Source organism: Hartmannibacter diazotrophicus, assembly GCF_900231165.1.
In the GTDB taxonomy this organism is placed as follows: Bacteria; Pseudomonadota; Alphaproteobacteria; order Rhizobiales; family Pleomorphomonadaceae; genus Hartmannibacter; species Hartmannibacter diazotrophicus.
In genome coordinates this window covers 3287501-3299586 of record NZ_LT960614.1, presented here as the reverse complement: position 1 = coordinate 3299586, position 12086 = coordinate 3287501, and the positions used below count along the sequence as shown (strand labels likewise).

At 64.6% G+C, this 12086-nt stretch carries 14 protein-coding genes and 1 riboswitch (1 of these 15 cut by a window edge); of the genes, 6 read left to right on the top strand and 8 right to left on the bottom strand.

Annotated features, from left to right (window positions below; all coding sequences use genetic code 11):
* Window positions 1-95: 95 nt before the first annotated feature.
* Window positions 96-278 carry a CbtB domain-containing protein gene (locus HDIA_RS15355; RefSeq protein WP_099556952.1) on the bottom strand — a complete coding sequence of 61 codons (183 nt, stop codon included), beginning with the start codon at window positions 276-278 and terminating at the stop codon, window positions 96-98.
* 31 nt (window positions 279-309) lie between these two features.
* Window positions 310-514, bottom strand: a riboswitch (cobalamin riboswitch).
* Window positions 515-634: 120 nt separating this feature from the next.
* On the opposite strand from HDIA_RS15355, the gene cobO reads away from it, so the two are divergent.
* Both cobO and HDIA_RS15345 read left to right on the top strand, forming a co-directional pair.
* Window positions 635-1246, top strand: coding sequence for a cob(I)yrinic acid a,c-diamide adenosyltransferase (cobO, locus tag HDIA_RS15350; protein ID WP_099556951.1), 612 nt, complete (start codon window positions 635-637; stop codon window positions 1244-1246).
* A gap of 93 nt (window positions 1247-1339) precedes the next feature.
* Window positions 1340-2293, top strand: coding sequence for a lipid kinase (locus HDIA_RS15345; RefSeq protein WP_099556950.1), 954 nt, complete (start codon window positions 1340-1342; stop codon window positions 2291-2293).
* Here HDIA_RS15345 and HDIA_RS15340 read toward each other — a convergent pair.
* A complete protein-coding gene (locus HDIA_RS15340) occupies window positions 2280-3212 on the bottom strand; it encodes a VOC family protein (protein WP_099556949.1) in 933 nt (310 codons plus the stop codon). The two genes, HDIA_RS15345 and HDIA_RS15340, sit on opposite strands and share 14 nt — an antisense overlap.
* Window positions 3213-3760: 548 nt before the next feature.
* On the opposite strand from HDIA_RS15340, the gene HDIA_RS15335 reads away from it, so the two are divergent.
* Window positions 3761-4240, top strand: a complete 480-nt coding sequence (locus HDIA_RS15335) for a papain-like cysteine protease family protein (protein ID WP_099556948.1) — start codon at window positions 3761-3763, stop codon at window positions 4238-4240.
* 65 nt (window positions 4241-4305) lie between these two features.
* Here the strand turns inward: HDIA_RS15335 and HDIA_RS15330 are convergent, their stop codons facing one another.
* Window positions 4306-5598, bottom strand: coding sequence for an amidohydrolase family protein (locus HDIA_RS15330; protein WP_099558938.1), 1293 nt, complete (start codon window positions 5596-5598; stop codon window positions 4306-4308).
* Window positions 5599-5810: 212 nt separating this feature from the next.
* On the opposite strand from HDIA_RS15330, the gene HDIA_RS15325 reads away from it, so the two are divergent.
* Complete coding sequence (locus HDIA_RS15325; protein ID WP_099556947.1) at window positions 5811-6869, top strand: succinylglutamate desuccinylase/aspartoacylase domain-containing protein; 1059 nt, start codon at window positions 5811-5813, stop codon at window positions 6867-6869.
* A gap of 27 nt (window positions 6870-6896) precedes the next feature.
* On the opposite strand, the gene HDIA_RS15320 is transcribed toward HDIA_RS15325, so the two are convergent.
* Window positions 6897-7811, bottom strand: coding sequence for a LysR family transcriptional regulator (locus HDIA_RS15320; protein WP_099556946.1), 915 nt, complete (start codon window positions 7809-7811; stop codon window positions 6897-6899).
* Window positions 7812-8034: 223 nt separating this feature from the next.
* Between HDIA_RS15320 and folD the strand changes: the two genes are divergently transcribed.
* Both folD and fae read left to right on the top strand, forming a co-directional pair.
* Entirely contained in the window at window positions 8035-8910 is an 876-nt protein-coding gene (folD, locus tag HDIA_RS15315) for a bifunctional methylenetetrahydrofolate dehydrogenase/methenyltetrahydrofolate cyclohydrolase FolD (RefSeq protein ID WP_099558937.1), read from the top strand.
* A gap of 111 nt (window positions 8911-9021) precedes the next feature.
* Window positions 9022-9561 (top strand): formaldehyde-activating enzyme, encoded by a 540-nt coding sequence (fae, locus tag HDIA_RS15310; RefSeq protein ID WP_099556945.1) that lies wholly within the window; start codon window positions 9022-9024, stop codon window positions 9559-9561.
* 107 nt (window positions 9562-9668) lie between these two features.
* Here the strand turns inward: fae and HDIA_RS25395 are convergent, their stop codons facing one another.
* The 4 genes from HDIA_RS25395 to HDIA_RS15295 all read right to left on the bottom strand — a co-directional run.
* Window positions 9669-9806: an entericidin A/B family lipoprotein gene (locus tag HDIA_RS25395; protein WP_157775683.1), complete on the bottom strand. Its 138-nt coding sequence runs from the start codon at window positions 9804-9806 to the stop codon at window positions 9669-9671.
* Window positions 9807-9893: 87 nt separating this feature from the next.
* Window positions 9894-10031 (bottom strand): entericidin A/B family lipoprotein, encoded by a 138-nt coding sequence (locus HDIA_RS15305; protein WP_342748050.1) that lies wholly within the window; start codon window positions 10029-10031, stop codon window positions 9894-9896.
* A 157-nt stretch (window positions 10032-10188) separates the two neighbouring features.
* Window positions 10189-11466 (bottom strand): TIGR03862 family flavoprotein, encoded by a 1278-nt coding sequence (locus HDIA_RS15300; protein WP_425432899.1) that lies wholly within the window; start codon window positions 11464-11466, stop codon window positions 10189-10191.
* A gap of 17 nt (window positions 11467-11483) precedes the next feature.
* Window positions 11484-12086: the 3' portion of a pyridoxal-phosphate-dependent aminotransferase family protein gene (locus HDIA_RS15295; protein ID WP_099558934.1), read on the bottom strand. 588 nt of this gene lie beyond the right edge of the window; the window shows 603 of its 1191 coding nt (coding positions 589-1191); its start codon lies beyond the right edge, outside the window — the gene reads right to left on this strand; its stop codon occupies window positions 11484-11486.

Here is a 12086-nt window from a genome sequence, read left to right as displayed (position 1 = left end):
CAAATGGCAACGGGCACCGTCAGCCCCGCTGAGGGACTGGCGCCGTTGTTCCGCAGATGATGGAAAGCCGGCAGCCCATGGCTACCGTATCCTTGTCAGTGGCAGGGAAAGCTCATCGTGTGGCGCGTGTCGTGCGCAGCGTTGTGCAGCACGTCGGCCCCGGCAAAGCCGGTCAGGAAAATGAGGGTGCCGCCAAGTGCGAAGGCGAACAGTGCGGCAAGGCGCACGTTGGCGCGGGAATCGATGCCGGTCTTGGCAGTTGTCGTTGTTGTCGTCATGCTTCTCTCCTTGACCGCCCCGCCGGCGGCTGGTGTTCGAGTTATGACGGCAGGTCTCCTGGCTTGCGATTTCCTTCACCGCCTTCCCGGATCGCTCCAGTGGTCATCGGCCAAGGATGAAACCCCGGACTATCAGGGCTTCGTCGCTTACAGTTGCGGGGGCAGCCACGGTCTTTCACCGTGTTCCCTCTTCGCCCGGCGATTCAACGCCCGGCACCGTCGAGGGGAACCGTAGTCCGCCGCGACGCAAAGCGCAATTCGTTTCCCTCTGCGACCTTTGCGCCCCGCAGAGGCACGACGGGGTTGCGGGGCCAGCCTTCGGCTGTCATCTGAGGGCGACAGAGAAGGAGAGCCCCATGACCGAGGCGATCGGCGACCGCCACAAGGCGAAGATGGAAAAGCGCAAGGCCGTGCAGGATGCCGAGGTCGCGTCCAAGACAATCCTCGAGAAGGGGCTGCTGATCGTTCACACCGGGCCGGGCAAGGGAAAATCCACCGCCGCGCTGGGGCTCATCGTCCGGGCGCTGGGGCAGGGCTTCAAGGTCGGTGTCGTCCAGTTCATCAAGGGCGCCTGGGATACGGGCGAGCGGCGGCTTCTGGAAACGCTCGGCAAGGGCCGCATCGAATGGCATGCGATGGGCGAGGGGTTCACCTGGGAAACGCAGGACCGCGAGCGCGACGTCGCCGCCGCCCGGCGGGCCTTCGACAAGGCGAAGGACCTGATGGCCGATCCGGAGATACGGCTCCTGGTGCTCGACGAGCTCAACATCGCGCTGCGCTACGACTATCTGCCGCTCGACGAGGTTGTGGAGGTGCTGAAGAACCGCCGGCCGGACCTGCACGTGGTCGTCACCGGGCGCAACGCCAAGCCGGAACTGATCGAGACGGCCGATCTCGTCACCGAAATGACCCTTGTGAAGCATCACTTCGCCGCTGGCGTTCGGGCGCAGCCGGGCATCGAGTTCTGACGTTTTCCACGGAATCGGGGATGAACATTCGGGTCTTTCCGGCGTTTATGGAGTTCACAGCCGCCGGCGCCGAAGGAGTCCCCAAGCGTGACTATGACCCAAAGCCAGGACAGCCTTGCCCCGGAGAGGCCCGCCCGCCAGCGCGCGCTCGTCATGGTCAACGGCAATGCACGGCGGGGGCGCGAGCCGATCGATGCGGTGCTGGGCCGGCTGGCGACGGGCGGCTTCGATCTGGAACTTCTTGACGACGATGGACCGGACGCGCTGGGCCATCGCCTCGATCGCGAAGCGGGCCGGTTCGATTGCGTCGTGATCGGCGGCGGCGACGGCACGTTGAACATGGCCGGGCAGCATCTCGTCGGCCGTGACCTGCCGCTCGCAATCCTGCCGCTTGGCACGGCCAACGACCTTGCCCGAACGCTGGGCATCGGGCCTTCGCTGGATCAGGCGGTCGACGTCATCCTCGACCGGAACGTCCGGCGCATCGACCTCGGCGAGGTCAACGGCCATGTCTTCTTCAATCTGGCAAGCCTCGGCTATTCGGTCTCGCTGACCCGGAGCCTGACGCAGGACCTCAAGCGCCGCTGGGGAACGTTTGGCTACGCCATGGCGGCGATGAAGATTGCCGGTCAGGTTCGTCCGTTCAGGGTCGATTTCGAAGTGGACGGCGAGACGCGCCAGACCAAGACGCTCCAGACCGGTGTCGGCAACGGACACTTCTACGGCGGGGGGATGGTGGTCTCGGAAGATGCGCAGCCCGACGACGGGGTGCTGCATGTCTACAGCCTCGAGTTCGAGCACTGGTGGCAGCTTGCCGGGATCGTTCCGGCCATGAGGTTGGGCGCGCAAGGGCGTCATCCGTCCGTGCGCAGTTTCGACTGCAAGGAACTAACCATCCGCACCCGGCGCGCCCACCATGTCAGCGCCGACGGGGAGATCGTTACCCAGACCCCGGCGCATTTCCGGATTCTGCCGAAGGCGATTTCCGTCTTCGCGCCCCAAGCATCGGAACAGCCGGCCCGGTTCTTCAGCCTCAGATCTCGCTGAGCGCAAGCTGGTCCGACGAGGCCTGACGGCCAGCCGCAAAGAGCAGCCGGTTGCCGGACGGATCGCGGACAAGCGCGAGGTCGTCCGACGGCCTCTCGAACGCGATGCCACCCGCCGCGAGACTGTCCGTCAACGCGGCAAGAGCCTCGCCGTCGGGCAACTCCAGCGTTGCGAGCGAGAGGCCGAGGTTGCCGGGTTCGCGCCTCGGGCCGGCATGGGCCGCCCAGGTGTTGAGGCCGATGTGGTGGTGATAACCGCCCGCCGAGACGAAGAGCGCCTGGGGCATCGTCGCCATCAGGTCGAGCCCGAGGCCGCCATCGTAGAAGGAAAGTGTCGGCGTCAGGTCGTTGACGTTGAGATGGATGTGACCCATCCGCGTTCCGGCCGGCGCCTTGCTCCAGGCTGCCCCCTCCGAATCCGCTTCGGCGAGAAGACCGTCAAAATCCACAGGCGCGTTGGCCATCTTGAGCTTGCCATTCTCGTGCGGCCACTCGTGGCGCGGGCGGTCGCGATAGACCTCAATGCCGTTGCCCTCCGGATCCGAGAGATAGATCGCCTCGCTGACAAGATGGTCTGCCGCGCCCTGCACCGGCGTGCGCGTTGCCGCCATGTAGCCGACCCAGCGGCCGAGATCGGCTCGGGTCGGAAGCAGGATCGCCATGTGAAAGAGACCGGCGGCGCGGCGCGGTGGGATCGCGGCCTCGGGCGTCTCGACGAGGGTGACGAGCGGTACGCCGCCCTCCGCGCCGAGAACCACGCGCCCCGGCACCTGGTCCTGAACCACGAGCCCGAGGATTTCCTGGTAGAAGTCGCTGACGCGGGCAAGGTCGCGGACGTTGAGCGTCACCGCGCCCGTCGCCATTTCAGGAGCCATGCGCGGGGTTGCGGCCTGTTCGGAAACCAGAGACAAAGATGACATGGCAAGAGTTCTTCCTGTTCAGCGATCCGGATGAGCCAGACCCACAGGGTGTCATGCTACCGATACCCGGACAGCGTCTTGCTGGCCGTCGCGGCTGACGCCCTTGAGGCCAGACCGGTCATTCGCTGAGGATTTCGGCCGGCTCATTGATGATTGTTCAAAATAATAGCCTTCTGGCCGGCTCTTTTCGATATTTGGTTTTGTGAAATGACCGTTCAGCAAATCGTTGACGGACTGGCGTGGCGGTCTCTGCCACAAGCCATCCGCAGCGGAGGCCGGGTCTGCCGCAAGGGGCGCGTTCCGGTGCCTGGACAGCAATCGGCCGTATCGGGTGACCGTTCGAACAATTGTTATAAATGTAGAAACATTCACGAATATTTTCAAAGACGGAGAATTTGGTAGAATTCTCTGCTTCTTGTATGTATAGTTTGCCTCTAATGTATTGATTTTGCTTTTAAATTCTCATCATGTCGTCTTGAAGAGATGTATTGAGCCCTGTTTCGGCTTGTTGCGACGACGGCTCAATTCCGGACATTGCGAGGATCGATATGAAATATGATGTTCCTCTTATTCCGCAGTCGACGAATATGGGTTGCTGGGCGGCAAGCATCGCCATGATCCTGGCATGGCGAAATTCGGCATCCTACGATCCGACGTTGATCGCGGCCAACAATGGCGGCACTAACTATGTTCCCAGCCTGACCTCCGGCCTCAATCCGAACGACCGGTATATTCTGGAGCGGAACGGTTTCGCGCTCGAAGCGCCGCAATGCTACATGCCGCAGGCCATCTCCAACCGGCTGTCGAGCAACGGGCCTTTGTGGGTGGCGAGCGCGGTACCGTCCCCGCATATTCGCGTGGTGACGGGCATGGAAGGCGAGCGCCTGTGGATCAACGATCCATGGCCGGTCGGCAGCGGCGCGCGCTACGTGCGCACTTTCACCCAGTTCTTCGGCCAGATGGAGAATCTAGGCGCGCAGGAGCTGGACGAGCCCGCTCCGATCTACGTGGCCTATCTGGCAGCCTGAGAGGCCTTTGCTACGGCGCCGGCCGATTGCCGCTGGTCGTGGTCGGAACGGCCAGGCCGTTGCGGTCACTCCTCGGCCGGCGGCGCGTAGGTGGAGCCATCGACCCAGGCCGGACGGCCCGGCACCATGAGCTCGCTGTAGATCGGTGCGGTGCGCGAAATGACCTTGCCGCGCCGGACCACGACGAGCCGGGTCGCGCGCTGGCGGATCGCCTCGATCGGGTCGCGGGCCTGAAGCACCACGAAATCGGCATTGCAGCCGACCTCGAGGCCGTATCCCTCAAGTTCCATCGCCTTGGCCGAATTGTAGGTGATGGCGTCGAAGCAGCGCCTCATGGCGTCGAGCGAGGTCATCTGGCCGACATGGATCGCCATGTGGGCGACATCCAGCATGTCGGCGGACCCGAGCGAATACCAGGGATCCATGCAGCAATCCTGACCGAGGGCGACGTTGATGCCGGCCGCCATCAGTTCCGGCACGCGCGTCATGCCGCGGCGCTTCGGATAGGTGTCGTGGCGTCCCTGCAGGGTGATGTTGATCAGCGGGTTCGGAATGGCATGAAGCTGGGCCTCCGCCATCAGCGGAATGAGCTTGGAAACGTAGTAGTTGTCCATCGAATGCATGGACGTCAGGTGCGAGCCGACGACGCGTCCTTGAAGGCCATGGCGGATGGTCTCGGCCGCGAGCGTTTCGACGTGGCGGGACATGGGGTCGTCGGTCTCGTCGCAGTGCAGGTCGACGGGCAGGCCCTTTTCGGCTGCGATCCGGCAGAGAGTCCTGACCGATTCTGCGCCGTCCTCCATCGTCCGCTCGAAATGCGGGATGCCGCCGACGACATCGACGCCCATGAAGAGGGCACGGTCGAGATTGGCGACGGCGGTCTTCGAGCGCAGATAGCCGTCCTGCGGGAAGGCGACGAGCTGCAGGTCGATGTAGTCTTTCACCGTCTCCTTGACGTGGAGAAGCGCCTCGACGGCGAGCAGCCGGTCATCGCAGACGTCGACATGGGTGCGGATCGCCAGCAAGCCCTTGGAGACGGCGAGGTCGCAGTATTTCAGCGCGCGCTCGACAACAGCCTCCTGCGTCAGCAGCGGCTTCAATTCGCCCCAGAGCGCGATGCCTTCCAGAAGCGTGCCGGAGCGGTTCAGCCGCGGCTGACCGAGCGACAGCGTCGCGTCCATGTGGAAATGCGGATCGATGAAGGGCGGCGTCACGAGCTGTCCCGTCGCGTCGATCTCCTTGGCGCCCTCCGTCTCGATGGCCGGCTCGACGCGGGCGATGTGGCCGTCGACGACCGCGATGTCGATGTCGGTGCGCCCGTCGGGCAGGTTGGCGTGGCGAACGACCAGATCGAACATGGTATCTCCCGGCAGCAGCTGTTGTTGGTTGGAAGGGCCGGACAGGAACCGGACGGTGCGGGCCGGCAGTCTTGCCCGGCTCGGCTTCTCGATCAACCCTGCCGCCCATCTTCCCATCCCGCCGCGCGGATCGTCTGATGGGGCTTGCCCCGATCGGTCCGTTCGGCGATGACCGGCATTGGTCATAGGCGTTTTGTGGAAGAAGGTCCCGGATGGAAAAGACAATCGAGAGGGTGGAAGGCGACATGCCGGGGACGGCGTACGGCTTTCCCGTCTACCGTTTCAGGGGGAGCCAGCGGGAGGACGCCCCGTCCGCCTATCTGCAGGCCGCGCTGCATGCCAACGAGTTGCCGGGCACGGCCGCGCTGCATGTCCTGATGGAAAAGCTGCGCAAGGCCGAGGCGGAGGGGCGGATTGCCGGCGATCTTACGATCGTCCCCTTCGCCAATCCGGTCGGCCGGTCGCAGGTTTTCAACCTAGAGGTCCAGGGGCGTTTCGATCTCGGGACACGGGGGAACTTCAATCGCGATTTTCCGCTGATCGATCGCCCCGACGCCTCTCTGCTGGCGGACGATGCCGCGCCAATCACGGCCGATAAGCGGCTGAAGGCGCGGCTCCTTGCCTTGTCGCTCGGCCATGATCTCGTTCTCGATCTGCACTGCGATGCCGAAGGTCTGAGCTATTTTTATGTGCCGAAGGAGCTGTGGCCGCAGTCGCGCGATCTTGCCCGGGCACTGGGCTCTTCGGCGGTGCTCTTTTGGAGCGACGGCAGCGACGGCGCCTTCGAGGAGGCGGCGGTCCATCCCTATCTGCAGATGCCCTCCGAAGAGGCCCGCCTTGTGCAACGCGTCGTGACGACGGTCGAGTTTCGCGGCATCGCCGATGTCGATCCGGCTTTGGCGGCCGAGGATGCCGACGGCCTCTACCGCTTCCTGGTCGGGCGCGGGGTGATCGTCGACGATGCGGTGGCGGAAGGCGACTGGAACGGACCGGCCGCGCCCATCGAGAATGTCGAGATGATGCGCTCTCCGGCCGCCGGCATGATCTTCTATCACGTCAGGCCCGGCGACCGGGTCGAGGAAGGCGATCTGCTCGCGACCATCGTGACCGAGCCCGGCGAGGCGGATGGGGAGATAGAGGTGCGCGCGCCGCAGGCGGGGCTGATCCTGACCCGGCGGTCGCATCGCCAGACCCGCAGGGGCGACGATCTCCTGAAACTGATCGGCAGCAAGCCGGCCGTTGCCCTGCAGTCCGGCACGCTGGAGGAATGACCTTGGGCCGTGGCCAATCGCGCCGGCTCAGGTCGACTTGGCCGGCATCCTCAGGTCCTTCGAAGCCTTGGCGACATCGAGCGCAAGGTCCACGAGCGGCGGCATGGGCTGGCGCTCGATGGCGACGAGGCCGAGTGTGTGCTCGACCAGCGGTTCGGTGAGCGGGATCGCCTTCATGCCCTCCATGGCAAGGGTCTTGCCCATGTATTCGGGCAGGATGGCCGCCAGCCCCGTCTCGCGGACGCTGGAAAAGAGATTGATCAGCGAGTTGCTTTCGATGTGCGCGTGGGGACGGACCCCGGCGCCGGCGAAGGCACGGTCGATGATCCGCCGATTCTGCATGTTGGCCGTCAGAAGCGCCAGCGGGTGATGGGCGGCCATTGCCCAGGTCACGGTGGGGCGCGACGCCAGCGGGTGGTCGAGCCGGACGAAAAGGGCGTAACGCTCGCGGTAGAGCGGGCGGGCGATCATGCCGGCAATCGACTCGTTGTCGAGATAGGTGATGCCGGCGTCGATCGAAAACTCTTCGAGTTGACGGATGATATCCTCCGAGGAGGCGGACAGCACCAGCGCATCGACGTTGGGATGGGCCTCGCGGATGGCGCTGACGAGACTTGCGGCCGCGGGTAGGGCGGAGGGAACGACACCGATGGTCAGTCGGCCGGCGAGCGCGCTGCCCCGGTCGTTGAAGCTTGCGATTTCCTGTCGCAGGGCTCCCCAGTTGTCGAGGATGACCTGCGCCCATTTCAGCACCCGTTCGCCCTCGGCCGTGAAGCCGTGGAAGCGCTGGCCGCGCTCCACGATGGCGACGTCGAGCTCCTGCTCAAGCTGACGGATGCGCTCGGACAAGGTCGGCTGCGTGACCTGACAACTCTGGGCGGCGCGCGTGAAATGGCGTTCTCGGGCCAGCGCCACGAGATATTGCATCTGCCGGATGTCCATTTGGCGTTCCGTCCCCGTCATCTCTTCTTCAAGTCATTATAGGGCGCGCGTCATCGCGGGGTGAAGACCGCGGACCCGCGACAATATTTGCCGGTGTGACGAATATGTTGCGTCAATGACGCCCTTGATCTTTCGGCCCCGATCGCGCACGAAACGGATCGAAAGCGAGGCGATTTGCGCCAAAATGGCAAAAACTGTCGCCGCAGAACGAGGAAACGAGGACATGACCGCCACGATCATCGACGGCAAGAAGATTGCCAACGAGCTCCACGAGGAAATCCGCGCCAAGGCCGAAAAACTCACCGCCTCGCATGGCGTCGTGCCGGGCCTGGCGGTGATTCTCGTCGGCGAGGATCCGGCGAGCGCGGTCTATGTGCGCAACAAGGTCGCCGCGACGGCCGCCTGCGGCATCAAGTCCTTCGAGTTCAAGCTGCCGGCGGATACGCCGGAGGCCGAGGTGCTGGGCCTCGTGGAACAGCTCAACAACGATCCGGACGTGCACGGAATCCTCGTGCAGCTGCCGCTGCCCAAGCAGATCGACAGCGACAAGGTGCTCGGCCTGATCGACCCGACGAAGGACGCCGACGGCTTCCATCCGATGAACGTCGGCCTTCTGTCGGTCGGCCTGCCGGGCTTCGTGCCCTGCACGCCGCGCGGCTCGGCCATCCTGATCGAGAAGGTGATGCCGGATCTTTCGGGCAAGACCGCTGTCGTCGTCGGTCGTTCCAACATTGTCGGCAAGCCGATGATCCAGCTTCTGCTGCAGAAGAACGCGACGGTCACCTGCGCCCATTCGCGCACCGCCGACCTTCCCGCAGTCTGCCGCACGGCCGACATCCTCGTTGCCGCCGTCGGCCGCCCCGAGATGATCAAGGGCGACTGGATCAAGCCGGGCGCCATCGTGATCGACGTCGGCATCAACCGCGTCCTGAAGCCGGACGGCAAGGGCAAGCTCGTCGGCGACGTCGCCTTCGACGAGGCCAAGGAAGTCGCGGGCGCGATCACCCCGGTTCCGGGCGGCGTCGGCCCGATGACCATTGCCTGCCTGATGCTCAACACGCTCGATTCGGCCTATCGCACCGCCGGCGCGGAGATGTAAGCGACACAATCGCCCATTGCCGATGAATGTCGTCGGCGCTAACAGGGTTCCAGCTTGATGCGAAGCGGCACCGGATGTCCGGGGCCGCTTCTTCTTTTGAAGGGACAGACCATGACGGAACTCTGGTTCAGGACGGGCGAGGCGACGGTGCTGGCTTCCGAGGGGCAGGTGACCGATGCCATGCCGGAAGTGCTGATCGGCTCGGTGAAGGGCCCCGCGGGGCAGGCGTTTGCCTCGATGATGGGGCAGGTGGTCGGCCACACGCGCATGTATGTGGTGCGCGACCTCAACCAGATGGTCCGTCCGGCGACCATGATGACCACCAAGGCGACGATCACCAACGAGACCTATGTCAACCTGCTCGGCGGCGTCGTGCAGGCGGCGATCGGCGACGCCATCCTCGACTGCGTGATCGAGGGCATCCTGCCGAAGGATCAGGTGGACGATCTGTGCATGATCGTCATGGTCTGGCTCGACCCGCGCGTGTCCGAGGTCGACGATCTCGACGAGGCCGAGCTTTACCGCAACAACTATGAGGGCATGAAGCTGGCCGTCAGCCGCGCCATGAAGGGCGAGCCGACGATCGACGAGCTCATTGCCAACCGCAAGACGGTCAAGCACTACGCGCTCGACGGTGTGATCGACTACTGATCCGGTAAAGAGCGATCGATACGAAAAAGGCGGCCCGTTGACCGGGCCGCCTGACTGCGGTTCATCACTGTCCATGCTCGCCTGACGGCGGCAAGGGTTTCTGCGCGTCAGCGCGTCGCGCTTTTGACCGCCTGTCCACTGTCCTTGATGTCCTGTCCGGCACCGCGAATGGTCTTGTCACAGGCCGCCGCGCCGAGCGCGAGCATCACAGCAAGGGCAGAGGCACAAATTTTCGAATAGGTCATGGTGGTCTCCCGCAGATTGTTCACCGTTCTCTAACGCGGCACCCGATCCGAAGTTCCATCCGCCCGTCGTGCGTCGAACGCGCCTGGTTACTTGACGCTATCCTCTACGGCCCGGCCCGTATCCTTCACGTCCTTGCCAATGCCGCGGATGGTGTTATCGCAGGCCGCGATGCCCAGCGTTACGGTGACGAGAAGAACGGTCTTGATAAGCATGGACGTGGTCATTGTCGTTTCCTCAGTCTTGACAACCTGATGTCGGGCAAAGGCCTGGCGCCATCGAGGATTGGAAGTGCCGGATTGGCGTCCGGCCTGGTGCCGCCTGTCGCGGTCCATAAAATTTTGCACAAAGAAGGGCGCCGGAAAAGGGTTCATAGTCCCGCCGCTAACGGAATTCGTCGCGATCGATGCAGGCAAGCCCGTCAAGGATGCCGTTGGCCGCGGCGTGGCCTGTCGCAAGGCAGGCTGTCAGCAGATAGCCGCCGGTCGGTGCGTCGAAGCCCAGCATTTCGCCGGCCACGAAGACCCCGGGCAGGGCGAGGAGCTGAAATGTGTCGTCAAAGGCCGATGCCGCAACGCCGCCAGCCGTGCTGATGGCCTCCTCGATGGGGCGGGACCGTACCAGTCTCAGGCGCAGGGCCTTGAGCGAATGGGCAAGCTGGTGAGGGTCTTGCAGTATTTCTGCGGAAACGCATTCGCGCAGCAGAGCCGCCTTGGCGCCCGCAATGCCTGCTCGCTTGCGCAAATGGTTGGCGAGCGACTGGCGCCCGCGCGGCTGCGACAGTTCTCTTTGCAGGCGTTCAAGGTCTCGATCCGGGCAAAGATCGACAAGGATGTCGGCCGATCCCGTTTCGTCGATGCGCCGACGGATTTCCGGCCCAAGGCGGTAGATGGCGTTGCCCTCGACGCCATGGCGGGTAATGACGAACTCGCCGTCGACGGTCTTGTCCGCCAGTGTCATCCGAACAGGCCGGACGGGTTGGCCGGCGAAGCGCTCCACGAGATAGGGGCTCCAATCGACATCGAAGCCGCAATTGGAGGCAACGAGCGGAGCAATCTCCACACCGCGCTCGGCCAGTAGCCGTTGCCATGTCCCATCGGAGCCGAGACGGGGCCAGCTTGCGCCGCCGAGGGCAAGCAGGGTCGCCTTGGCGGTGACTTCCAGCGGACCCGTTGATGTCTCGAAGGCGAGGACGCCGGTCTTCGTCCACCCGGTCCAGCGATGGCGAGGGAGAATCGTCACGCCCTGATCGTTCAGCTGCCGGAGCCAAGCCCGCAGCAGCGGCGAGGCCTTCATGGCCTTCGGGAACACCTTGCCGGAGGAGCCGACGAAGGTCTCGGCGCCGAGGTTGTCGGCCCAGGCGCGCAGGGCGCCCGGCGGAAAGGCGTCAATGGCCGGCTTCAACCAGCCGAGCGCGTCACCATATCGGCCGAGAAAGTCGGCCATGGGCTCGGCATGGGTGAGGTTGAGGCCGCTCTTGCCGGCCATCAACAGCTTGCGCCCGACACTCGGCATCGCGTCGAAGAGATGGACGCGCAGGCCATGGGCCGAGAGGACCTCCGCCGCCATCAGCCCGGCCGGACCGCCGCCGATGATCGCGACATCGGTCTCGATCCGGGCGGTGGCCGGTTGCGGTTCTGGTTCTCTGCGGTCCTCGGGCAAGCGCTTGTTCCCGTCGGTCAGACGCGCGTCTCGCTGCCGAGATAGCGGGCGGCTTCGGCAACGCCGCTGCCTTCGAAGGCGATGCCCACGGCATGGAGCGTCGTTTCCACCGACGCCAGCGCGCCTAGCAGGTTGCCGGCGTTGACGTGACCCATGTGGCCGATGCGGAAACCGTGGCCCTGCAGGTCGCCGATGCCGTTCGAGATGCGCACGCCATAAGTATCATGGCAGGTGGTCACGATCCGGGCGGAGAGGCCGGGTTCCTCGGTCCGGACGACGGTGACCGAGTTTCCGCGCTCGGCCGGGTTCTCGATGTTGAAGTCGAGCCTGTTGCTCGTCGTCCAGACGGCGACGGCGCGCCGGGTCGCCTCGGCCAGAAGCGCGTGGCGGCGGTGGGCGTTGGCAAGGCCCTCTTCGCGAAGAAGGAGATCGAGCGCGCGGCGGAAGCCGAAGAGCAGATGCTCCGGCGGGGTTCCACAGTATTTCATGTAGTGCTCGGCGCCGTCGCGGAACGTCCAGTCCCAATAGCGGGTGACGAGATCGGCCGACTTGTGCGCCTCGATCGCTCTCGGACCGGCGGCCACGACGCCGAGGCCGGGCGGGGTCATCAGGCCCTTCTG